The following is a 22,593-nucleotide window of genomic DNA, read 5'->3' as shown; positions in this document are numbered from 1 at the left end:
TAAGCTCCAAATATGTCTAAGCGTGTGCTTAAAACTTTGTTTCACCGCCCTACTGAGAAGCGGCTGCTATAAAGTTGAGATCAAAACGTCCGTCCGGATCTTCTACTTTGATAAGCTCGTTAAACGGTTTGTTTTTTAACGCCTTATTTTCAGCAAAGATGTCTAGTAATAGTGGTTTTACTTCGTTTCCGCATAGTGCCTCGGCGAGCGCTTCATGAGATAGCTTGAACAACATATCCATATTCTCGTCCTCGTCTTCAACGAGTTCTATATCTTCCCAGCTCTCGAAAATGTCTCTCAGTTTACTGACTTCTGGACAATCATCTTCAAAATCAGACAAGATGATAAACTCGTCTGAAGCAACGTTTTTATGCTGCTCGAAACGGCTGTCGGGCAGGCTGTAGATATTCCAATTTACATCGTAATGCCAAAATTCAACAGATAACGACATATGAGAATAAGTACTTTGATTTACATAAAATTTTAACTCGTTGATACGCTTCTTAATAAGCGTAATTAAAACGTTTTCGTAGGCTTCAATAAGCGTATTTTTATCAAACATAATGTATCCTAACTGCAGTCTTAAACAATAAAACTACGTGCTCCTAAATTGGTTCTCAGTATTAATTCCACTCTACTATGTAAATGTGAACTTTTGTTACTGGTGTTTGCTAAAAGGAAATTTATCCAAAACAGATCAATTTAACCATCAGTGTAGAAAAAATACCAGATTATGCAGAGCCTGTATGGCTTTAATTTGACAGTATAGGTTTACTCAGAATAAGTTAGCTGTTTCGTTATAAAGCCACTGCACAATAGGGCCTTTACTTTGTTCTCTGCGTTGCACTATGCCCATTTCGACGACCAAAGAGTTAGGAATATGCTCGGTTGACAGCTCGAATAGTTCTCCCATGTACCAAGGCGTATTGACAACATGTTCAGGTACTAATGCCCAACCAACGCCTCTAATGACTAAACCCATGATGTAATAGTAACTGTCAATGTGCCAATGGCTTGTGGATATGGCTTGTGACTGAGTATTACCAATGCGGTCGCGTATTACGAGCTGCCGATGTCGATTTAGCTCTTCAATACTCGGGGCTGGATGTTGTGCCAGCGGGTGGTGAGGGGAGCAGATCAAGATTTGTTTAAAGCTGTTTATCGAAGTGAAATCCAGCGATTCTGGCAATGGTTTTTGGTGAAATAAAATGCCTATTTCTGCCCTTTTTGCGCTTACCCATTGTGCAATGTCGTCTTGAGAGCCATTAATAATGGCTAATTTTAATAACGGAAATTGCTGAGCCAATCGTTCAAACAAAGATTCAAATGCGATGATGGGTACTGCTTCATCCATGGCAACGGTGAGAGACACCTCTTCGCCACTATTAAGAGAATTGGCTCTTGATTGCAGTCGCTGACACTGCATGAGCACCGCTTCGGCTTCTTTAAACAGATCGAGACCAGCTTGATTTAACACTGGCAGTCTGGCGGAGCGGTCAAAAAGTGCAAAGCCTAGATCGGCTTCCAGATTGGCAATTGCGGTGCTGACCCGAGATTGTGCCTTCCCCAAGTGTCTTGCTGCAGCTGAAAATGACCCCAACCTGACGGCGGTGACAAAGGCTTCGAGTTGATCGAGTGTCCAATGCATGATTATTTAACCTATCCGAATTCCGGATGGATACTAATTTTGACCAATCTCAATTACAAGGATAATAACCGTTTTTCTTGCTTAAGGATTTCATCATGCTGTTAGATTCAGCGAGCAAAACCCCCACAAAAGACGCTAACGTTACCCGCACTTTTTGGCGTTATACCATCCCTGCCGTTGTCGCAATGATGGTCAATGGATTGTACCAAATCGTCGATGGTATTTTTATTGGTCACTACCTTGGTGCTCAGGGGTTGGCCGCTGTAAACCTTGCTTGGCCCATTATAGGGATCATTATTGGTTTTGGCGTTTTAGTCGGGATGGGAGCTGGCAGTTTGCTGTCGATTTATCGTGGCGCTGGCGACAATACAGGTGTGCAGCAGCTGATGAGCACCAGCTTTTGGCTCATCGCTATATTGGCTGTGGTTGCAATGATTGTCCTTGTATTATTCGGACCGAGTTTGCTCGAGCTTCAAGGTGCATCGGGCGAACTTTTACATTCCAGTTTGGCCTACTTACAGGTATTGAATTGGGGAGCTGGGGTTACCATTGCGGCAGGTGCGCTGCCGTTACTACTAAGAAACAACGGTAAACCAGAAATGGCAACAGCGTTGCTAATTATAGGGGCGCTCAGCAATATAGTGCTCGATTATTTTATGATTGTGAACATGCAATGGCAACTGCCCGGTGCTGCACTTGCTACGCTGATTTCACAAGGGATAGTCGCACTGGCGGCACTCTACTTTTTGCTCACTTCTAGTGACGAAAGTAAACCCAAAGGCGCGTTTAATCAGCCACTAGCTCTGGAAATACTAAAGTTAGGCGCTGCAGGGTTGGTGATGTTTTTATATTTTGGCTTTATCGTTGCGTTACACAACAAGCAGTTGCTGATATTTGCCAGTGAAGTTGAGGTTGCAGCTTTCGCTGTGGTTGGTTACCTTGGCGTTATTTACTATTTTATCGCAGAAGGCGTAGCGAATGGTGTCCAGCCACCTATCAGTTATTATTATGGAGCAGGCCTTTACCAGCGCATTCACACTATGTTTAAGCTGGCACTCAAAGTGAGCTTGGGTGTTGGTGTGATGATGGTAACGATGTTTTATCTGTTTCCGAAGGATGTACTTGGGCTCTTCAGTGAGGATTTGGCTTTGCTCAGCGCGGCCGAGCGTGGTTTGCAGCTGCATCTATCCACGTTATTCTTGGATGGCTTTATATTTCTTACCTCGATGTACTTTGTTGCGGTAGGTAAAGGCGGTAAAGCGTTGGCTATTTCGCTTGGAAATATGTTGGTGCAATTGCCGTTTTTATATTTATTGCCCTTCTGGTTTGGTGTTGATGGGGTGTGGCTTGCGGTACCTATCTCAAACATCACGTTAACCGTTATTATCATCCCTCTACTTTGGCGTGATTTATATCAGTTAAAGCATGCAGAGATGGAGGCTACGTCAGGTGATAAGCAGTGCGCTTAGTTGCATACTGTAGGCGCTTATTTTAAGCGCCTTCTTAGGGTTATCTTTGGCGTATGTAGTAATTTTTTACCACGCAATCTAAATATCTCACAGCATTCACATGTCTAAATTTAAGCGGTTCGTTTAATCCTCCGAATAAAGGTATTCCGCCACCTAAAATAGTTGGAATGGTCGTGATAATTAGCTCATCAATGAGATCTTGTTGAAGAAAGCTTTGTATGGTTTTTCCGCCATCAATGTAAAGGTTTTTAAAGCCCTGCTGAGCCAGTTGTTTGACGATATCTGTCAGTTCACCTCGTACAAGCGACACCTTATCTGAAAAGACTTTTGGTACATCTTTAAGCGTATTACTTAGTACAAAAACAGGTTTATTGTATGGCCATTCGCAATCAAATCCTTGGATTGTCTCAAAGGTATTACGTCCCATGATGATGGCATCTACGCGGGCCATAAAATCGGCGAACCCCAAGTCTGAACCTTCAGAGTTGGGTAAATCGTGTAGCCAGTCTAAGCAGTTGTTTTTACCCGCGATAAAGCCGTCTAGACTTGCCCCAATATAGACGATGTTTGCCATCTTATACTCCAATTGAACTCTAAACCATTTCAAGATAAAATAAATTCTACGGCGTAGAATTTATTTTATCTTAGCGAGAGTAAACAATGAGTGTCAAGGATAAGAAGCGTGGCCGACCGTTAGCTGAAGGTGAAGCACTAAGTCAGGAGCGGATCATACAAACAGCCAAATTGCAGATGAAGGAAAGCAGAAAAGTGCCTAGTATTCGAGCGTTGGCGAGCAGCCTAAATGTCGATGCGATGGCAATTTATCATTACTTTAAAAACAAACAGGCTTTGCTCGAAGCTTTGACCTGCTCTTTAGTCGATGAAATCTATGAACCTAGCTGCGCTGAAAAGTGGCAAACAGAACTACAAAAGCTCAGTGCAAGTTATTTACAGCTACTCGATGACTATCCAGGGTTGTTAACTGTGCTGCTGTCAATGGACTCAGTAGGTCCAGCTCAAGTATTTCAAACTCGATTTGAAGAAGTGACTCAAACGCTTGAATTACAAGGGCAGGCACAACAAGATGCGATTTGCTTACTGGTTGATTATTTACATGGGGTAGCACTCGCTATGGAGTGTAACCCAGATAGAGAAGCGTTAAATGTCTCGATGACAAGCGGTGCAATTGCACTAATTTGTAAAGCGATTGAGGCTTAAGTGTCATTGCGTTGTGGCGTTGTAAAGGGGCATTACAACACATAGAGGCGAAGTACCTGTTAGGGGCGCTTGAGATAACGGTTTGGAGTGGTGCCGATTATTTCTTTAAAATCTCTTATAAGGTGGGACTGATCGGTATAGTCCAACTGAGCAACAATATCTGCCATCGTAGTCACATTGGATTCAAGCAGTGCAAGTGCTTGGTGCAGGCGATACTTTCGAATTAGCCATTTAGGACTAAAACCTATGTAGTGTTGGCAAAGCCTTTGTATTTTTCGTATTGGCATGTCGCAGTGTTTAGCAAGTTGCTCAACCGTAAAAATATCGCTGTGATCTTGCAAGGTGTTGAGAATATATTCAGCCATAGCAGCACCTGTGCTTTGAGGGAGTGTAAACGACATTAAAAATTGTGATAGCACTTTTACCCGCTCTGCATCATCACTTGCCATGGTTAATGAAGAAACCAGCGGACTCGATGGCACATCGCAAAGATGCTCCCAAGAAAAGGTTTTATCGACACATGCCAAAGGGGTGATATTAAATTGCTCCACTAGGGCACCGACCCTAAATTTAACCCCCAAGAGCTGCCCTTTTCCACGCATTGTGTAATCGTATACTTTGCTTACAGGGCCAATAATTTTTATTTCATCGGTACTTTGCAGCAAATGAAAGTTGGGATCTGGTAAGTTTCTTTGTGTATGAGTTTTATTATCCGGCAAACACCAGTCGACAAACCAAAATTGCTCGACAAGATCTTTTAACTCTGTGCATGGGAAATACCGTCTAAGCTGGTAGTTTGGCGCGCTTTGTTGTTGGTGAAGTACGCCGTTGATTGGGCTAAGGTTAGATTTCATCGCTGCCTTGTTATGGATAGAGCTTATTGTTTGATGTCGTGTTTTTACAATACCAATTTTAAATTGCGTGCTAGATTTAAAACAAGCTGCATGAAACTGCAGAGCAAGGTCAAACTCTTCTACTATAAAATTAAGGGAAATGCGATGCAACTAACAGGTGTGTACGAAATTATCAATTGGCAAGAAACCACAGAAAAACAATTTGATGATGGTGCTAAACTCTCCAAAGCCGTGGTGAGCCTCAGTTATGAAGGCGAAATTGAAGGCAGTAGCGAAGTTTATTATCAGCTTCACTATACCGAAGAAGGAGATGTTGAGTTTAATGGCTTTGAAGCAGTAACCGGGGGCTTTTCTGGGCAACAAGGTAAGGTTGTATTGATGCACGATGGTCGTTTTAAGCACGGTAAAGCACATAGTAATTTTACGGTGGTACAGAGCGATGTTGACGCGATTGCGGTGGGTGACAAAGGGTCATTTGAGTCGACTGAGGGAAAAAAGGCAAACTACCAAATAACACATAACTGATAGCTTCAATGTTATTGGCGCTAGGCTAAGTAGCGGTGTCTTCTCATGTCTAGCGTGTACAGCGCATCAACTAACTCAGCAAAGTGACTAATGACGACATCTGCTTGCTCTGCGTAGTGAGGTTTGTCATTGGGGGCAAACAAGCATGACGGCATATTGGCGTTATGTGCTGCCTCTATATCGTAGAGGTAATCGCCAACATAAACACATTGATAAGGTGGCACTTGCCAGGTCTGAGCAACTTGCAGCAGTGCGGCTGGGTCTGGTTTGGCTGGCGCGTCGTCTCTCGTTAAAATCAATGGAATTGGCAATCCCGCTGTTTTAAGCTTCAATCGCGCCGCTTTTGCAAAGTTTCTGGTCACAACGGCAAGCGGGACACCCATTCTCGAAAGGTGCGCAACAGACTCCTTAACCCCAGGAATAACTTCACAGTGCTGTGCGTCACATAATTCATGTTGGTGGACGATGTTCATGGCCTCTTCACGCATGTAAGGTGAAGGCAATGTACTGATAAAACTGAGTAAGTCTTGCCCTACCGGACAGCCAATTTGTGCCCGAATAAGTGAGAAGTCGAGTTCAGATGTCACTAGTGTGCCATCTAGGTCAAAAATGATGCCTTTAACCGGTATCCTATCCATTTTTAATATCCTTTGGTTTCGCATGTGTACTGCGTAGCCCTACTTAAAGGTAGGTACGTAATTGAAGTTTGTAAAGATCAAGACGATGGAGTTTTGCTTTTGCGAGATGAGTGGCTCACTGAGGGTAACGGTGAGCCACTTTTTAGACTTTTCGAAGTTTTATGCGAGTTTGCGTAGTAGCCCTTGCGTGTTTTGTTTCATAGTGTTCGCCACCATAAAGTAACCAATCACAGCGACGAAAGTTGCGCCAGTTGCAGGCCCTAATAGCCAAATATAGGGGTGCAAGCGGCCATCTACATCGAATGTTTGGACTTGGATCACAAAAAGTGCAATGTCACTGACCACGGCAGCTACCAGCCCTGCTAATCCGCCAAGTAATAAAAACTCATAAAGCGTGGCGAGTTTTATCAAACGACCTTTGGCACCGAGTGTGCGCAAGATAACGATTTCTTGCATACGTTCGGCAAGGCTCGCCTGAACCTGAGAAATGAGCACCAAAGAACCGCTGATAAGCACGATACTAAGTACAAAGCTAATCGCCAGTGAGACTTGAGAAATCATCGACTGCGCCTGTTTGAGCTGGCTTTGAATGTCGATCATGCTAATTGTTGGATACGCTTTCAAAAACTGACTAATAACCTTAGTGTCAGCTATTTCAAGCTTGGCGGCAGTAAAGTAAGTCACTGGGAATTGGCCGGCGATTTTATCGTTAAATATCATCACAAAGTTAGGTTTCAGCGAGCCCCAATTGACACTACGTAAACTCGTTACTTTGGCTTCAATTGTTTGGCTATTGATTAGGAAGCTAAGCGTGTCCCCCACTTTTATCCCTACCCGCTCGGCAAGCCCTTGAGCGACGGAAACTTGAAGCGCATCAGAGTCGTCAAACCACTCGCCATCGACTACTTCATTGCCCGCTGGCAATTCATCTAGCCAGGTAAGGTTGAGCTCTCTCCCTACCCCTTCTCGTGCGTCTTCGTCTTTTTCTTCACCTTCTTGTAGTGAGACCCTGCGCGCAAATTCTTCGCCATTCAGCGCATTTACACGGCCCAAAAAGACGGGATAAAAATGTTCATGCTTGATACCACTTTCATCGAGTTTGCTTTGCATTGGCTGAATTTCTTGTTCCATGATATTGATAAAAAACGCATTGGGTGCGTCTTCTGGAACTTGCATCTGCCAATCTGAGATCATGTCATTTTTCAACACCACTAAAAACAACATTAATTTGATAGCCAGAGCAAAGCTAATAAGCTGTACTGCATTTGCATTGGCACGTTTTTGCAGTGTGGCAATGGCTAAAGACCAACTTGAGCCCGGGCTCAACCCTAGTTTTCTGCCCGCTGAAAATAATAGTCGTGAGATCACGTATAGCACGGCCATGAGTAGCAAGGTTGCGCCGAATAAAATCGCGGTGATCTTAATATCGCGACTAAATAGCCACATTAACCCAAAAATAGTTAACACTGAAAGCGCCATATGAATTCGGCTAATCGCGATGGTGTCTCCAAGGTTGCGTCTTAGGACGCGCAGCGGCGGGATATCAAATAAATCTAATAGTGGTTTTAATGAAAACATCATGGCGCACACCACACCCACGGCAATGCACAACAGCCAAGGCCTAAACCCTGCTTCAGGCAGGGCCGTATCCATAAAGTTAATTAGGTAAGCGGCTCCTATACTTTGCAGTCCGTAACCGATAGCAAGACCGGCTACAACGGAAAAAAAGGTCACTAAAGAAAGGTGTAAAAGATAAATACGGCGGATGGTTTTGCGACTACCACCGAGCGTTTTCATCATGGCGACGGGATCATATTGGCGCTCACAATAGCGCTTTGCAGAAACCGCCATCGCTACGGCAGCGAGCATGATCCCAAATAGTCCAGCAAGGAGCAAAAAGCTCTCTGAGCGAGCTAAGTTTTCACCCAAAGGTGATTGCCTGTCTTTTATTCCCTGCCAAGATTGGTTGCTCTTGAGTTGTGGCTTGAGCCAAGTGTAGTACTCTCCCAGCTGCTGCTCTGAGCCCGAAAATAGTAGGCGGTAAAATACTCGGCTTCCGGGTTGAATGGCTTTAGTCACCGCAATATCATCATAATTAATAAGGACGCGTTTGTTCCCCGCCAGCGAGAAGAAAGGGGCATCAGGCTCGCTAATAAGCACCTTACTCACGGTAAACTGCCCTGCCCCTATTTCTACCACGTCGCCAATGTTAAGGCCAAGGGAATAAAACAAGCCTTCGCTGAGCCATACATTGCCCTTTTTCGGAGCGGCTTGAACTTGGTAATTCTCACCATTAAGGCTATCTCTTAAAGTAAGCTTACCTCTAAGTGGATATGTCTCTGTCACTGCTTTTAGCGCGCCAAGTATTAACTCATCGTTGGCAAATAACATCGAGTCAAAATACACTTGCTTAGCGGTATTTAAGCCAAACTCTCGTGCTGTGGTCAGTACTCGGTCGTCGAAATCATGGTTGCTTGAAAGCCGCCTGTCAGCAGCAATAAAATCTGCGGATTTTTGTTCCAAATTCAAACGGATCCGCTCGGTAATGGAAGACAAGCTAAACACAGTCAATACTGCAAGCGCAATTGCAGCTAGGATGATGGTGAGCTCGCCTCGTCTAAATTCCCTAGAGAATAAAGTAAGTGCTAACTTAAACCACATTGACAGCCGCTCCTTGTTTTATTACTTCTAGTTTTCCAGCTTCAATATGAATAATGCGATCACACTGTTGAGCGAGTTGCTCATCATGGGTAACAAGCACCAAAGTGGTGCCATTCTCTTTGTTTAGGTCAAACAGCAAACGCTCGATAAGATGGCCGTTTTTACTGTCTAAATTGGCCGATGGCTCGTCGGCGAATAAGATTTTGGGTTTGCCAACAAAGGCTCTGGCGATGGCCACTCGTTGCTGTTCGCCACCCGAAAGTTGTGAAGGGTAGTGCGTTAGACGATGAGACAAGCCAACCTTTTCTAATAACTCTGTCGCTTGATTTTTTGCACCTTTGTCCCCAGCTAATTCAGCAGGAAGCATCACATTTTCAAGCGCCGTTAAGCTTTGCACTAACATAAATGACTGAAATACGAAGCCGACTTTTTCTGCTCGCAGTTGAGCTCGAGCTTCTTCATCCATTTTTTGCAATGATTCGCCATCTAAATGAACTTCTCCTTTGGATGCGATATCTAAGCCGGCAAGCAAACTAAGTAAGGTTGACTTACCAGAGCCTGAAGCGCCAACGATTGCCACGGACTCACCTGACTTGACAGTGAAATCGATATCACTAAGGATAGTGAGATTACCTTCGACGGTAGAGACCTGTTTAGTAAGGCCTTTTACTTGGATCATATTTAACTGAGAAAGCACTGACATGAAGTACTATTTCCTAAAGTTGTTGTTCATACTTGTTATTGTAATGACGCCGTTAAGCGCAAATGCCAAGCAAAAACTCATGATAGTTGGTGATAGCTTAAGCGCCGCTTATGGCCTGAAACAAGATGATGGTTGGGTTAAATTGTTACAAAATAAATACGAAACAGAACAAAATCCGATCGAAATTATCAATGTTAGCGTTAGCGGTCAAACAACAGGTAATGCTGTGGCAAAAATAAATCAGCAATTGAAAACGATTTCGCCTACTCATGTATTAATCGAGTTGGGCGGTAATGATGGCTTGCGCGGTTTCCCTGTAAAAAGGTTAAAGGCAAATCTCACACAGCTGGTGCAATCTAGTCAACAAGCAGGCGCCAACGTTGCTGTAATGGAAATCCAAATACCTCCTAACTTAGGTCCACGTTATACCAGTATGTTTACCGAGAGCTACCAACAAGTGACAGAGCAAACCGGTAGCTATCTAATGCCCTACTTTATGTTAGAAGTGGCGGACAAACCGGAGTTAATGCAAAACGATAACCTACACCCAAACAAAGAAGCACAACCTCTAATCCGCGACTTTATGTATCAAGAAATAAATCAATGGCTGACAAAGTAAGCATACTAAGCGCGAAAAAACCCGCTAAGAGCGCGGGTTTGGGTGTGTTTTAGTTTGAAACTTGAACGTAAAGCGATTACTTGAAGTTTGCGATGCTCGTTTTAGTCGCATCTACCGTTTTCCAAGCATATGATTGACCAACGACACCGTAAGGCACACCGCCAAGAGACCAGTTCGGGTTTGCGAAGTAGTCGTACTGTGTTGCATTACCAAATACATGTGGGTAAGCCATGATACTGGCGAAGTTGTCTTGTACACCGTGGCCCATGCCATCAACGTATACACCACCGCTGGTGTCACCTTGTTTGCGTGAATGCGCTAGACCTTGATTGTGGCCAAGTTCATGAACAAATGTTGTTGCACCACAATCGATACCTGTAATGCTGAACATACGGTTGCTCATGCTTGAATATAGGTTGCCATTGCTACCTTGACCTACCCAAGCTAGACCACATGTGATGTAGTTACCATTGCGCTCACCTGTACCAAGTACTGCGACCATATCTGCACGCCAAGTATTACGTAGGTTAGCTACATAGCTGCTGTTAGTCACAGAGTCTAACCAAGCACTCGTTGGTGTGATGTTGTAGTTACCTAAGTTTTGCGTACCTGCAAGGCGTAGTTGCAGATCGATACCGTTCTGGCTGTAAACTTGGTTTGTAAACGCAATCAACTGATTGATTTTAGTATTAATGTTTGATGTAGCAGCCGCTGACTGGTCAGTATAAAGAATACCGATATCAACGGTGACTGCTGATGCGCTTGCAGATAGAGCGAGTGCTGTTGCCAGCGATGCTGCCTTTACTGTTGTATTCATTGTTTTTCCTTTCTTTTAGTTAACGTTACTTTTGGGTTGAAAAATATCTTCCTTCACAGAAACTGAGTTATGTTCTGTTTCGTCATGACTATCATGCGGGTGCAGTTCTTCTTCTTTGTGAGAGCGATATAAGTCTCGCTTGGCTGCGATCCAGCCAAATTGGTCTTTTGATTCGAATACATAGTTGCCGCTTGGTGCGGTGAGTTGACCATATACGGCGTTTTTGCCTACCGTCAAAACGGTGGTATGGAAACGACCATCAGCACCAGTGACCTTACCAAAGACGCTTTTATCGCCGTTTTCTGCTAAGGATATGCCGGTCACTTCTGCTACAAATGACTCTTGTGTTTGCGGAATAAGCAATTCAAAGTTATCGCCGCCTTCTAATTTTCTGAGTGTAGGTAAGTCAAACTCAATATAAGCTTCATTGTTTAAGTCTTGTGGTAAAACCTTTGCGGCTGATAGCACGGCTTTTGCTTTATTCGATACCTTATTCACCGCATAAAAGTCGCTACTTTTTTGTATTGGCGCTGTTGTGGTGATGGCTTGCTTAGAACCTTGTTCAAGCGTGTCAAGCTCTAGTGTCGCCTTCGACTCATCTTCTGTGTTGTTCGAAACTTGAATTACATTTGCATGTGAAAGTTGAGCTTCAGGCATCATTTTCCAAAAAGCAATTCCAATAAAACCAACAAGTAATGCAACAATGAGCAATCGCATAATCCACCACGAATACGTTAATAAGTGGTGAAATACTATTCATTTTGCGGGTTTGTGATCAACTTTTAATTTACCAAGTGTTTTCATCTGGATTCATTAAAATTAAATATCTTCATGATATATATGTATAAATCTCATTAACAAATCTTTACAATGTGGTGTGGTTAAATGTGTTAAGTAGTGGGGTTGTCAAACTAATGTAACTAAAGTGTGTCTTTTTAAAGTAATTGATTAGATTGACTTTATTTTTTCAATTAGTGGCATTATTTATCTGTTAGTCTCTATCTAGTTGATTTGTATATTTAAAGTTTTCAGCTTTAGTTGACGCTTTTATTCATAGTCCTGATGCGTGTTCAGGGTATTTTGCCATTTGTTTTGAAAACTGTTGTTTGACTTGGTGAAGTAACTGATCTGGAGTGAGCTCTGTAGTATTGTTAATCGCCGGCATAACAACAAAAGTTTTACTACGGTAGTCTATTGCCATAGGCACAATGGGGACTTCGGCGGATTGTGCTATGTAGATAAAACCTTTTTTCCATTCTGAGGTGTATTTACGAGTCCCTTCTGGGGCTAGGCCCAAAATTAATTGGTCGTTGGCATTGAAGATATCGCGAACCTGCGCGACCATACCATGAGGTGTATCTCGCCTAACCGGAATACCGCCCCATTTACGTAATAGCCAGCCAAATGGTGGGATAAAAATGGTGTGCTTGCCTAAAAAACGAATTTCAACATCAAGTGCAAGCTTGACAGCAATGCCAATAAAGAAATCCCAGTTTGATGTATGCGGCGCGACGGCTGCTACGAATTTGTCTTCACTTGGGAAAGTGCCAGCTATCCTCCATCCCATCATCTTAAGCATCAAGTTTCCAAGTTTTCGACCAATAGGGCTGTTCGAGCGTGGGATATTAGGTGGAATATTGATCAAGGTATCGGCCTTCTTTGTTTTTATTATTTATTGATGGTGAATTTATTTTAGTTGACAACTTTAGGTAGCCAGCGCTGGTGTACGATACCATCGTGTAAAATGAACTACTGAATAGGCAGAGAAATCTACAAAAGCATGATTGAACTAATGTCGATCCCTTACTGCTGTATCCCCGCCCCAGATTAATTAACCAAAGCCGATAATTCAAGTTTCAATAGCTTGTCGCTCTGAGCTAGGTTTAGTTGGGTGATATGCACTGGTGGATAGGTTGCCAAGTATATTTGGGGTTAAACAGGGTATCCCTTGTGTGGCCACTCAAGTTTGGGTTTTGCAGTTTTAATGCTTTTCTCTCTTCAAATTTAGCTTTTGCAATGGCTTCACGAGTAATTGGGTGATTGAAAAACAGTTTATCAAACGAGCCGTCTTCTATTGCTTTGTTGAGGCCATAGGTAAGGCGCTCCTTGAGTCGACGGTTGTTTTTATTGACGAAAAAATACATGGCGGTGGGATAACAAAATGCGAACTTGGATTCTACCACTGCACTATTCATACTTTGTAACTCCGTCCATGGTTCGTGAAGCGCACGAGGAAAGAGCTCAAAGCGCTTTTCTTCTAGCATTTTAGGTAATAGGGCTGCCATGCTAGTAACCACAACAAAGCCATTTTTTTCGTAGATTGAGGTATCAGGCCAATCGATACCACTGCCAAGCGTGAAGCTCATTAATTGGGCGGGTGAGTTAAGTAGGGAGAGTCTTTCCTCGGTATCTTTATGGATAAGAAATAAACGCGCCCCCATCATCCCTTTAAGTAACGGCACATATACCGTTGCTAAACTTTTTTCCCGTTGGATTGACGTCATGCTCCAGTGAACATCTAAAAGCTTCCCTTGCTCCAAAATTTCTAAGGTGCGTCCTTGGGGGGTGTGATCGAAAGAGTTTTCAATGAGTTGGTAAGCGCCGTATTTATCGCGGCTCTTATTTAGAGCCAGTCTTAACAGCGCGATGTAGTAGTCTTGTTTGGGATCGGCAAATTCTTTAGAGATGTTATAGCGCACAAGATCGCTTGCACAGACGCTATATGACGTTAGTAATATGAAGGTTAAAACCAGCTTTATTGAGGCTATCATTCCTTTTCCTCGTCGCGCGTTCACAATGTATGCTTTAACTTTAGCGCAGAACATGAGTTGATAAAGTAAAAAAGACACCGAAGTGCCTTTTTACTTTAGCGAGTTAGATAACCTAAAACGTGACGCTTAGCCAATCATCATTGCCATCAAAGTGCAGCGACCTGACTTTTCCTTTGCCTTCGAAGTTTACTAAATTGACTTGTTCTGACCACACATCTCTGAGTGCATTGTGACGCATTTTAAGCTCTGTTATTGGTGAGAACAGCGGGGTTTCTTGATATACCCAAAAGAATTGGCCATCGATTTCCGCACCAACCAAATTTAAAGGCAGCACTTTCCCTGCGCCTGTTTTGATTTTAACGTGCTTACTGACATAATCCGCAAAGCTTGCTCTATCTGCAGCATTGTTAAAGATGTCGGCATTTTGACTCAGTAGGCTCTCTATCGCATGCTCAGTATCATGGAGATAAAATCTGTGCATGATCTCGATATTGCCACTGCGTTCGTTAAATAAAACAGTGGTGATCGCTGCTTTTAATTGGTGCGCCTGACAAAGCGGCGAAATCAGCACCAGTAAACAGGCTAAGCGCCAGGTTTTCATTAGTTATCCTTTTTCTCTTCGAATGGTTTTAGCTCGGCTTTCACGTCTTGCATGATATCGCGATACACTTTACCTTCACGCTCTTTCTTTTTATAGAGTTCTAGGCGGGATTCTATAATGCGCCTTGGGTAATGGTTATTCTCGATATCAACGTCAGCAGTTTCCCATCGCGGATCAACAGTCACGGATGCAAGCGGCTTATCTTTATCTGTAATAATTAGCTTGCTGACGTTACGGGCATTGCGACGCCAAATCTCGGCAGGGATAGTTCGCTCTTCTTTGCTACCATCTTGGTACGTGAGCTCAAGTAAGATTGGCATCACGAGTCCACCGACATTACTAAACTTAAGCACATAATAGTTTTTGTCTTCTTTTACCGCGCGCTCAAGGGTACGTTTTTCCCAAGGTTTAAGCTCAGATAAAAACTCACGATACTCATTTCGTTCTTCATTGGTTACCGTAAACTGGTCATTACTATCGTAAAAGTCTGTTATGTCTTGGTTTTTATCAATCCAAAGTGCGCGCCCTTGTTCTTGATTGCGTTTGACGAACAACGAGATTGGTTTGTTCTTTTCAAACTCACGTAGGCGGCCAAAGTCAATGTCTGGGTTTTTGGTGTCTAACCGCAATTGATAGATTTTATCTAATGAGATATCGACATGATCTGTGCTGTAAAACCAGCCACGCCAGAACCAATCTAAATCGACCCCAGAAGCTTCCTCCATCGTTCTAAAGAAGTCGGCGGGCGTTGGGCGTTTATATTTCCAGCGTAGGGCATATTCTTTAAATGCAAAATCGAATAGCTCACGACCTAAAATCACCTCGCGCAGAATATTAAGCGCTGCAGCAGGTTTAGTGTAGGCATTTGGACCGAGGTGCAATACGCTGTCTGATTGCGTCATGATTGGAGACTGATCTTCAGATTTCATGTAGGCAGCAACATCTCTTGGCTCAACGCCCCAAGGAATGGTGGGATCCCATTCGCGGCCAGCAACGCCATCTAAAAAGCTATTGAGACCTTCGTCCATCCATGTCCATTGGCGCTCGTCTGAGTTGACTATCATGGGGAAGTAGATATGCCCCACTTCGTGAATGACAACGCCGATTAAAAAACGTTTCTCGGCCAGTGAATAGGTGCGAGAGCCATCATCTTGCAATTTCGTACGCGGACCATTGAAAGTGATCATCGGATATTCCATCCCACCGACAGGACCATTTACCGATTGCGCGGTTGGATAGGGGTAATCAAACGAGAAGCGTGAATAGACTTCCATGGTATGAATAACGGCTTCGGTGGAGTATTTTTTCCACAAGTCCCCCCCTCTTTGGGGAAAAATGACATGGCCATCACGAGCGGCTGTTCGTCACCACCTTGCTGATAGCCTTTAGCATCCCACATAAATTTACGTGATGAAGCCCACGCAAAATCGCGCACATTTTTGGCCTTAAAGCGCCACGTTTTGGTGTCATCTGTGCCGGCTTTTTCGTTCTCTAGCGCTTCTTCTTCAGTAACGACAAATACCGGGCGTTTTGCTGTTTTTGCTTGCGCTAGTCTGTCACGCTGGGTTTTGCTCAGAACTTGCTTTGGGTTATCTAACTCACCGGTTGCAGAAACGATATGATCGGCCGGCACCGTGATTTCAACGTCGTAGTCACCAAATTCGAGCGTGAACTCACCACTGCCAAGAAACGCCTTATTGGTCCAAGCTTCATAATCTGTATACGCCGTTAGACGAGGGAACCATTGCGCGAGCAAAAAGATGTCATTACCATCTTTTTCAAAGTGCTCATAACCCGAACGTGCGCCAACCGCATCTTCTTCAACAATATTAAAGGCGAAGTCCATACTAAATTGTAGCTCTTTACCTGGTTTGAGCGGTTCGTTTAGGTCAACACGCATCATGGTATCGACAATCGTGATCTTGAGCGGTTTACCGCGACCGTCCTTGACATTATTAATGACAAAACCAAGTTCTGTGTCATCCATAAACTGCTGGCGTCTGAGTTGATTTAGTGAAATTTTTGCGTGTTTTGTAACCGGATTACTCTGTAATTCGTTCCCAAAGGTTGCAGTGCGTTCAGCGATTGAATCGTTTTTGAAGATATTTTGGTCTAATTGTAGCCATAAATATTTGAGGGTGTGAGGAGAGTTATTTTTGTAATGTATGGTCTGCGTAGCGGTTAATCTTTTGGCTTTCTCGTCCAAATTTACATCAATATCATAATCCACCTTTTGTTGCCAATAACGCTCTCCGGGCTCACCGGCTGCGCTGCGGTAGATATTTGGGGTCGGTAAAGTCTCGTCTAATTGGCGAAACTTATCTTCAAAATGCCCTTTGGTTTGTGAAATGGCGCTGGCGTGTGCGACACCGGATAGCGCGAGTGCAACCAATAAAGGCATAGCTGGTGTTGATTTTTTCATTGTTATTTCCCGTTTTATCATGCCAAGGCATTGACCGATAAACATTTTTATTTCAGTTTTTTGCTCTGAGTGAGTAGAGGGGATTTACATGGTGACAAAGGAAGACAAATAAAACCTTCTACGTGTCAATAAACTGACAAATAAAAACACATAAATCAAAGTTTTGAGATAAAGTAACAAGATTTAGGCACGACTGAAATTACGCTGTTTTGAGTGTTTTTTAATCTGTTGTTTTTGATAGAAAAAATACAATGCTCAAAAAAATTAATTTGTATGCCAAAAAGGTATTTTGCTGGGTTATTGTCTACATTTTATAAATAAATAAAGAAAACAAAATTAGTTGTTGATATTGACCCAAGTTTGTCTTTAAAATCGCGCACTTTACAATCTCTGGGTAAAACTGGCGTTAGTTTTGCTCTGTACTAAATACCCGTTTAGCGAATCGAATGTGGTGGGCAGTATGGATTTCTACATACTAAAAAAACAAGAGAAGTTTGTTGCAATTCCTGCAGACGAACAAAACTGTAAAGATTATTTAGATGACGGCTATTTTTATGTTGATAAAGTAGCTGCCTGTAACGAGAAATCGGCGATTAAACGCGTGCAAGATAAGCATAGTCGTGTTTTCAAGTTACCTGCTAAATTCTTTTTACTGGCATTACCTATAATCATTTTTGCTTGGTGGCAGTTGACTCACTAAGCTGTTAAAGCGTCAATATTCACAAGACGAATATTGCTCGACGATGCTATATTAGCGTTTCTATAGGAAAAGGAACGCTAAATGAAGGTTTTACACACGTCTGACTGGCACTTAGGGCAATCGTTTTACGAGCATGATCGCAGTGAAGAGCATCAGCTGTTTTTAGACTGGCTATGCGATGCGCTGGTTGAACAGCAAGTCGATGTACTGTTGATCAGCGGTGATATTTTTCATACCGCAACACCGCCCGCCAGTGCTGAAAAGCAACTGTATACCTTTATCCAAAAAGCATCTCAACTGTGCCCTCAGCTGCACATTATTCTGATTGCAGGCAACCACGATTCCGCTAATCGCATTGAAACCGCAAAACCACTCTTAACCTTATTCAACACCCATGTTATTGGACGCTTTAACAAACAAGCGCCTGAACAAGTTGTTATCGATTTACCTATCGCAGCGCAGCATATGCATGTTGTGGCAATGCCATTTTTGCGCAGTGCTGATTTACCAAAAGCGCTAGATGACGAGTTTGACTATCAAACCGGGGTGCAATTAGCTTATCAGCATGCGCTAAGCACGATAGAAGAAGTGAAAGGTCCTATTGTGCTAATGGGGCATCTGCACGCCATGGGGGGAACGATTTCTGAAGATTCTGAGCGTAACCTCAACATTGGCGGTTTTGATGCGGTATCTGCAGGCGTGTTTGGCGAGCAGTTTGACTATGTTGCGTTAGGTCATTTACATAAAGCGCAAACCGTCGCTAAGCAAAGTGCTATCAGATACTGCGGCACACCTTTGCCAATGTCATTTTCCGAACGCAATTATAAGCATCAGGTATTGCTCGCTGAATTTAACGAGCAAGGTCTGGTCGATGTAAACCCCCTTTACGTTCCCCGTTTTAAAGATGTGTTATATATCCCTGAAGATGGTGCAAAGCGCTTGACTGAATTATGCGAAGCTATCGCGGCGCAGGATTTTAGCAAGTTCGATAGCGCTCCCTATATTCGCTTAAAATTATCTGCAGCGGAAACCAATAGCCGCTTTCGAGCCGAGATTGATGAAGCGCTAAAAGGAAAGGATATTAAGTTTTGTGGTATTGAGCGGGTGTCTAAAGGCGCAGCTACCAGTGAGTGGTTGTTTGAAGATTTGGGCAAAGTTGAATCGTTATCGCCCAATACCTTGTTGGATATTGCCTATCGCGAAATTGAACCAGAGCAGGAAAAAGCACCCGCGACATTACATGAAAAGTTAGCAGAAGTGATCGCGAGCATGGAGGAGTAGTGCAATGAAACTTGAAAAAATATTAATCACCAACCTTGCCTCTATAGAAAGTGCAGAAGTCGACTTTACTGCGGCACCACTCAAAGACACCGGTCTTTATGCCATTACTGGTGATACAGGGGCGGGAAAAAGCACTTTACTGGATGCGGTTTGCCTTGCATTTTATGGCAAAACCGCACGGTTAAAATCGGACGACAAAGAGAAAGTTGCCTTTAATGGCGATAACATTAAGTTAAACGACCCGCGAAACTTATTGCGTCGGGGCTGTGTTGCGGCATCTGCTAGCGTGGTTTTTATTGCTCAAGATAGCAAACGTTATCAAGCTATTTGGTCGGTAGAGCGCGCTAGAAAAAGCCCTAAAGGTAATTTAAAAACCGCCACTATTGAGTTGTTTAGCCTACCTGATATGACCCTAGTCTGTGAGAAGAAAAAAGAAACAGAACAAAGAATCGAACAGCTAGTCGGGCTTAACTTTGAACAGTTTACTCGAGCTGTGCTGCTTGCTCAGCATGAATTTTCCGCGTTTTTGAAGGCAGGGGGAGATGAACGGGCTCAGTTACTAGAATGTCTTACGGGTACCGAAAAGTTCAGCAATATCGGTAAAGCGGTTTTTGAAGCGCACAAACAAAAGAAAGTCGAGCTGCAATCCCTGCAAGATAGGCTAGGTCAAATTGTGCTTTTGTCACCAGAGCAGATTACCGAACTTGAAGCACAAAAGTTGGGATTGCTTGATACAAGAAATCGACAACAAGAAACAAGCACAAAGCTGCAAGCTCAGCTGCAATGGCTCGCGGATGTCGAGCTAAGAAAGCAAAAAATAGCTGAGGTGGAACACACGCTAAAAATGCTTGAGCAGCAAATAGAAGAGGGAAAGCCACAGCAGGAATATGCGCAGCAAGTCTTAAAAGCCAATGAGATGCGTGATAACCGCGAGCAGCATGAGCTGGCGGATAAGCGCGTTGCGCAGCTATCTCAAGAACGACTAGCACTGCAGCAACAAGATTTTGAATCCACTATTACAACGCTCAAAGCAAAACAGCAGCAACTGGAACAGCAGCTTATTACGCAGCAAGCCAATTTTTTAAAGTTAGAACCAAGCTTTAACACCATTCGTCTATTGGATGAAAAGCTGAGTCTACACAAAGCGCAAGAACGAGAAACTAAGCCTTATCTCGATAAGCACGCCAATCTTATTGCGCAACATGAGGCTGCGATACAGAAGTATCAAGTGCAACAAGGCGAAATCGCTACTGAATTAAAGCAGCTAGAGCATGAGCAAGCGAACTTGCACTCAGTTAGCAATATTGCCGGGCAATGGAGCGTGGTTCAACCTCAATTCGATGATCTGCAAAAGTACCAACAACAACGCAACGATCATGAAACCCAGTTGCAAAAATTACCGAACGAACAGCAAGCGTTAGGTACACAATTGAGCAAACATGAGGCTGAGGTACAGCACCTACAAAAGGTTTACGACACCGAAGCCAGCGCGCTCTCAGCGTTAAAAGAAGCACTCGCACCTTTGACTCAACAAGACCTAAATTTGGCATTGCAGAACTGGTCTCTATGCGTGCAAGCCTATCGTAGTATCGAAGAAGGGGATGCCTTGCTGCATCAGTTACGATCGCAACAAACTCAACATCATATTGGCTTGGAAAGGCTTGAGATACTGATCCGAGATACCAAGCAGCAAGACGAGTTGTCTAAGCAGCGCCTAGCCCTAACTCGTGATAACTTGGAGCAAGTGCAGTTACGCGCAAGTGAGCGGATCAGCGATTTACGCTCTCAACTGCGGGCAGGGCAAGAATGCATGGTGTGTGGCTCAAAAGAACATCCTTATGGTGTGGAGCACATCGATGCCCACTGGGAACAGCTACTATCGGATTTTCGGTCTCAGTATCAAGCTGCTGAGCAAGCTCGTGAACAAGTGTTGCAGCGTTATAATCAGCAAGTCGGTGAAAAGGAGCGTGAGAATGCGCTATGGCAGTCAGTCACTCAGGAAATTGCTCACTGCACTAAGCAAATAAATGAGAATCGCGCTCGACTAGACGCGTTGAGCGATGAGTATAAAGTTGGCAGCGCTGAGCAAGCTGAATTGCAACTCGTGAGTATTCAGTCACGGCTAAATGAACTATCCAAGTTACGCAATAATATCGACCGCCAGTGGCAATCGGTTCAGCAGGCACAACAACACCTCGAGCAGGCTAAACATAAAGGGCAGGCACTTCAGCAGCAGCACCATGATTTAGGCAATCATATTGCCTTTTTGCGAACCGAATATGAGCAGCTATCACAGACAGTAGACGCCTTACGCAATCGACTTGAAGCGTTAATTTCCGATAAGTCGTGGTGGCAAAACTTTGATTCATCTCCTCAAGCTGCCATTAGCCAACTTAAAACGGGGGTGCAAACTTGGCTAAAAACCACCGAGCGTACAGATGCGTTAACGGCGAATAAAGTTCAGCTTGAGCATCAATTACATCTTGTCAGTCAACAAAAACAAGATGAGGCGCAGCGGCTTGAAGAATTAGAACATACGCTTTTACAACATCAGCAGAATATTGAACGCCTCAATCGCGAACGTACTGAATACTTACCACAGCAGCACACCAGATTAGATGATTGGATTGCAGAGCTGAAGCAGCAAGAACAGCAAAGCCGAGAGCAGATCACACAAACCCAGTTGGCGCTGAGCCAAACCGAAGCACAACGTGAAAAGACCCAACACAGTCTGACCCAGCTAGAAAAGCAAATTGCCGAGCAAACATCGCGGTTGCAGCAGCTTAATGCGCGCTTTGAACAATGGTTGCTCGACCAGCAAGGGCAACTAGACAAAGTAAAAGTACTAGCGTTACTTGAGGTTTCGTTGGATGAAGTGCGAGCGAATTTAGAAAAGTGTGCGCAAGTTCAGCAAGCCTTTCAAAACACTAAGCTGCAGCTTAGTCATCAGCGTGAAGAACTCAGCCAACTTGAAAATAAGTACCCTGATGGAGTTGATAGTGAACAAGTTAAGCAAAGTCATGCCGAGACGACGCAAGCACTTGAACAAACTCAAAATCAGTTACTACAAGTGCAAAGTGCATTAGAGGTCGATGCTCAGAATAAACAACAGTTCTCTTTGCAAGCGGCAAATCTCGCTCAGTTGCAACAAGACTACGAGCAATGGCATTTGCTAGATAAGCTATTAGGCGACGCAACAGGCAAAAAGTTGCGTAATTGGGCGCAAACGCAAACGTTAAAAATCTTATTGCAGTATGCTAACCAGCAATTGCATACGCTTTCTAGACGTTATCTGCTTACCAATATCGAGCAATCTTTAGAAATTGCGGTCATAGATAAAGACATGGCTGACGAACAACGTAGCGTCAACACCTTATCTGGAGGAGAGTCCTTCTTGGTATCTTTATCTTTAGCACTTGGACTTGCCGCGCTTTCATCAAATAAAGTGCAAATACATTCATTATTCATTGATGAAGGGTTTGGTACGTTAGACCCCGAGACGCTAGGTGTCGCAATTGATGCACTAGACGCGTTGCAATCACAAGGCCGCAAGGTTGGCGTGATCTCGCATGTTGCTCAGATGAGCGAGCGGATTGCCACCCGAATCCATGTGAATAAACAGCCGGGAGGCTACTCATCTTTAAATTTAGTACCACAAACATAAGG

The 22,593-nt window shown here is 43.7% G+C and carries 19 protein-coding genes and 1 pseudogene; 7 read left to right on the top strand and 13 right to left on the bottom strand.

Going from position 1 to position 22,593, the window contains the following annotated elements; all coding sequences use genetic code 11:
* Positions 1-49: 49 nt before the first annotated feature.
* Positions 50-562 carry a hypothetical protein gene (locus GSF04_RS04785; protein ID WP_039495406.1) on the bottom strand — a complete coding sequence of 171 codons (513 nt, stop codon included), beginning with the start codon at positions 560-562 and terminating at the stop codon, positions 50-52.
* 213 nt (positions 563-775) lie between these two features.
* Positions 776-1,648: a LysR family transcriptional regulator gene (locus GSF04_RS04780; RefSeq protein ID WP_130165616.1), complete on the bottom strand. Its 873-nt coding sequence runs from the start codon at positions 1,646-1,648 to the stop codon at positions 776-778.
* Positions 1,649-1,743: 95 nt separating this feature from the next.
* Here GSF04_RS04780 and GSF04_RS04775 point away from each other — a divergent pair, with 95 nt between their 5' ends.
* On the top strand, positions 1,744-3,117 hold the full coding sequence (locus GSF04_RS04775) for an MATE family efflux transporter (protein WP_211856888.1): 1,374 nt from the start codon (positions 1,744-1,746) through the stop codon (positions 3,115-3,117).
* 40 nt (positions 3,118-3,157) lie between these two features.
* Here GSF04_RS04775 and GSF04_RS04770 read toward each other — a convergent pair whose 3' ends face one another.
* The gene (locus GSF04_RS04770; RefSeq protein WP_211856887.1) at positions 3,158-3,691 is read right to left on the bottom strand and encodes a dihydrofolate reductase family protein; all 534 of its coding nucleotides are present in this window, start codon (positions 3,689-3,691) and stop codon (positions 3,158-3,160) included.
* An 86-nt stretch (positions 3,692-3,777) separates the two neighbouring features.
* Here GSF04_RS04770 and GSF04_RS04765 point away from each other — a divergent pair, with 86 nt between their 5' ends.
* Positions 3,778-4,335, top strand: coding sequence for a TetR/AcrR family transcriptional regulator (locus GSF04_RS04765; RefSeq protein WP_211856886.1), 558 nt, complete (start codon positions 3,778-3,780; stop codon positions 4,333-4,335).
* A gap of 59 nt (positions 4,336-4,394) precedes the next feature.
* Here the strand turns inward: GSF04_RS04765 and GSF04_RS04760 are convergent, their stop codons facing one another.
* The gene (locus GSF04_RS04760; RefSeq protein ID WP_239980908.1) at positions 4,395-5,189 is read right to left on the bottom strand and encodes a helix-turn-helix domain-containing protein; all 795 of its coding nucleotides are present in this window, start codon (positions 5,187-5,189) and stop codon (positions 4,395-4,397) included.
* Positions 5,190-5,333: 144 nt separating this feature from the next.
* Between GSF04_RS04760 and GSF04_RS04755 the strand changes: the two genes are divergently transcribed.
* Positions 5,334-5,714 (top strand): DUF3224 domain-containing protein, encoded by a 381-nt coding sequence (locus tag GSF04_RS04755; protein WP_045988631.1) that lies wholly within the window; start codon positions 5,334-5,336, stop codon positions 5,712-5,714.
* A gap of 20 nt (positions 5,715-5,734) precedes the next feature.
* Here the strand turns inward: GSF04_RS04755 and GSF04_RS04750 are convergent, their stop codons facing one another.
* The 3 genes from GSF04_RS04750 to GSF04_RS04740 form a co-directional block, all read right to left on the bottom strand.
* On the bottom strand, positions 5,735-6,352 hold the full coding sequence (locus tag GSF04_RS04750) for an HAD family hydrolase (RefSeq protein ID WP_069021016.1): 618 nt from the start codon (positions 6,350-6,352) through the stop codon (positions 5,735-5,737).
* Between the two features lie 159 nt (positions 6,353-6,511).
* On the bottom strand, positions 6,512-9,013 hold the full coding sequence (locus GSF04_RS04745) for an FtsX-like permease family protein (RefSeq protein WP_211856884.1): 2,502 nt from the start codon (positions 9,011-9,013) through the stop codon (positions 6,512-6,514).
* On the bottom strand, positions 9,003-9,716 hold the full coding sequence (locus GSF04_RS04740; RefSeq protein WP_010376092.1) for an ABC transporter ATP-binding protein: 714 nt from the start codon (positions 9,714-9,716) through the stop codon (positions 9,003-9,005). Before GSF04_RS04740 ends, GSF04_RS04745 begins: the two co-directional genes overlap by 11 nt.
* On the opposite strand from GSF04_RS04740, the gene GSF04_RS04735 reads away from it, so the two are divergent.
* Positions 9,715-10,335 carry an arylesterase gene (locus tag GSF04_RS04735; RefSeq protein WP_193522029.1) on the top strand — a complete coding sequence of 207 codons (621 nt, stop codon included), beginning with the start codon at positions 9,715-9,717 and terminating at the stop codon, positions 10,333-10,335. The two genes, GSF04_RS04740 and GSF04_RS04735, sit on opposite strands and share 2 nt — an antisense overlap.
* Positions 10,336-10,411: 76 nt before the next feature.
* Here the strand turns inward: GSF04_RS04735 and GSF04_RS04730 are convergent, their stop codons facing one another.
* The 6 genes and pseudogenes from GSF04_RS04730 to GSF04_RS04705 all read right to left on the bottom strand — a co-directional run bounded on the left by GSF04_RS04730 (position 10,412) and on the right by GSF04_RS04705 (position 16,946).
* A complete protein-coding gene (locus GSF04_RS04730; protein ID WP_039495419.1) occupies positions 10,412-11,152 on the bottom strand; it encodes a reprolysin-like metallopeptidase in 741 nt (246 codons plus the stop codon).
* Between the two features lie 15 nt (positions 11,153-11,167).
* Entirely contained in the window at positions 11,168-11,869 is a 702-nt protein-coding gene (locus GSF04_RS04725; protein ID WP_211856882.1) for a hypothetical protein, read from the bottom strand.
* Between the two features lie 334 nt (positions 11,870-12,203).
* Positions 12,204-12,797, bottom strand: a complete 594-nt coding sequence (locus GSF04_RS04720) for a 1-acyl-sn-glycerol-3-phosphate acyltransferase (protein WP_211856881.1) — start codon at positions 12,795-12,797, stop codon at positions 12,204-12,206.
* A 238-nt stretch (positions 12,798-13,035) separates the two neighbouring features.
* Positions 13,036-13,923 carry a hypothetical protein gene (locus GSF04_RS04715; RefSeq protein ID WP_211856880.1) on the bottom strand — a complete coding sequence of 296 codons (888 nt, stop codon included), beginning with the start codon at positions 13,921-13,923 and terminating at the stop codon, positions 13,036-13,038.
* A gap of 112 nt (positions 13,924-14,035) precedes the next feature.
* Positions 14,036-14,524 carry a DUF6702 family protein gene (locus GSF04_RS04710; protein ID WP_211856879.1) on the bottom strand — a complete coding sequence of 163 codons (489 nt, stop codon included), beginning with the start codon at positions 14,522-14,524 and terminating at the stop codon, positions 14,036-14,038.
* A pseudogene (locus GSF04_RS04705) lies at positions 14,524-16,946 on the bottom strand (M1 family metallopeptidase). Before GSF04_RS04705 ends, GSF04_RS04710 begins: the two are co-directional and overlap by 1 nt.
* Before the next feature lie 460 nt (positions 16,947-17,406).
* Between GSF04_RS04705 and GSF04_RS04700 the strand changes: the two are divergent.
* The 3 genes from GSF04_RS04700 (at position 17,407) to GSF04_RS04690 (ending at position 22,591) form a co-directional block, all read left to right on the top strand.
* Complete coding sequence (locus GSF04_RS04700) at positions 17,407-17,646, top strand: hypothetical protein (RefSeq protein ID WP_010376069.1); 240 nt, start codon at positions 17,407-17,409, stop codon at positions 17,644-17,646.
* Positions 17,647-17,727: 81 nt separating this feature from the next.
* Positions 17,728-18,927: an exonuclease subunit SbcD gene (sbcD, locus tag GSF04_RS04695; RefSeq protein WP_211856878.1), complete on the top strand. Its 1,200-nt coding sequence runs from the start codon at positions 17,728-17,730 to the stop codon at positions 18,925-18,927.
* Between the two features lie 4 nt (positions 18,928-18,931).
* Positions 18,932-22,591, top strand: a complete 3,660-nt coding sequence (locus tag GSF04_RS04690) for an AAA family ATPase (protein ID WP_211856877.1) — start codon at positions 18,932-18,934, stop codon at positions 22,589-22,591.
* The last annotated feature ends 2 nt before the right edge of the window (positions 22,592-22,593 follow it).

This window comes from Pseudoalteromonas sp. A22, from assembly GCF_018141345.1.
In the GTDB taxonomy this organism is placed as follows: Bacteria; Pseudomonadota; Gammaproteobacteria; order Enterobacterales; family Alteromonadaceae; genus Pseudoalteromonas; species Pseudoalteromonas maricaloris.
The sequence above is the reverse complement of the archived record's forward strand: the minus strand, read 5'-3'. Positions and strand labels throughout refer to the sequence as shown.

Coding starts and splice junctions, on each gene's coding strand:
- GSF04_RS04785 (WP_039495406.1), bottom strand. CDS start 562: ATGTTTGATAAAAATACGCTTATTGAAGCCTACGAAAACGTTTTAATT.
- GSF04_RS04780 (WP_130165616.1), bottom strand. CDS start 1,648: ATGCATTGGACACTCGATCAACTCGAAGCCTTTGTCACCGCCGTCAGG.
- GSF04_RS04775 (WP_211856888.1), top strand. CDS start 1,744: ATGCTGTTAGATTCAGCGAGCAAAACCCCCACAAAAGACGCTAACGTT.
- GSF04_RS04770 (WP_211856887.1), bottom strand. CDS start 3,691: ATGGCAAACATCGTCTATATTGGGGCAAGTCTAGACGGCTTTATCGCG.
- GSF04_RS04765 (WP_211856886.1), top strand. CDS start 3,778: ATGAGTGTCAAGGATAAGAAGCGTGGCCGACCGTTAGCTGAAGGTGAA.
- GSF04_RS04760 (WP_239980908.1), bottom strand. CDS start 5,189: ATGAAATCTAACCTTAGCCCAATCAACGGCGTACTTCACCAACAACAA.
- GSF04_RS04755 (WP_045988631.1), top strand. CDS start 5,334: ATGCAACTAACAGGTGTGTACGAAATTATCAATTGGCAAGAAACCACA.
- GSF04_RS04750 (WP_069021016.1), bottom strand. CDS start 6,352: ATGGATAGGATACCGGTTAAAGGCATCATTTTTGACCTAGATGGCACA.
- GSF04_RS04745 (WP_211856884.1), bottom strand. CDS start 9,013: ATGTGGTTTAAGTTAGCACTTACTTTATTCTCTAGGGAATTTAGACGA.
- GSF04_RS04735 (WP_193522029.1), top strand. CDS start 9,715: ATGAAGTACTATTTCCTAAAGTTGTTGTTCATACTTGTTATTGTAATG.
- GSF04_RS04740 (WP_010376092.1), bottom strand. CDS start 9,716: ATGTCAGTGCTTTCTCAGTTAAATATGATCCAAGTAAAAGGCCTTACT.
- GSF04_RS04730 (WP_039495419.1), bottom strand. CDS start 11,152: ATGAATACAACAGTAAAGGCAGCATCGCTGGCAACAGCACTCGCTCTA.
- GSF04_RS04725 (WP_211856882.1), bottom strand. CDS start 11,869: ATGCGATTGCTCATTGTTGCATTACTTGTTGGTTTTATTGGAATTGCT.
- GSF04_RS04715 (WP_211856880.1), bottom strand. CDS start 13,923: ATGATAGCCTCAATAAAGCTGGTTTTAACCTTCATATTACTAACGTCA.
- GSF04_RS04710 (WP_211856879.1), bottom strand. CDS start 14,524: ATGAAAACCTGGCGCTTAGCCTGTTTACTGGTGCTGATTTCGCCGCTT.
- GSF04_RS04700 (WP_010376069.1), top strand. CDS start 17,407: ATGGATTTCTACATACTAAAAAAACAAGAGAAGTTTGTTGCAATTCCT.
- sbcD (WP_211856878.1), top strand. CDS start 17,728: ATGAAGGTTTTACACACGTCTGACTGGCACTTAGGGCAATCGTTTTAC.
- GSF04_RS04690 (WP_211856877.1), top strand. CDS start 18,932: ATGAAACTTGAAAAAATATTAATCACCAACCTTGCCTCTATAGAAAGT.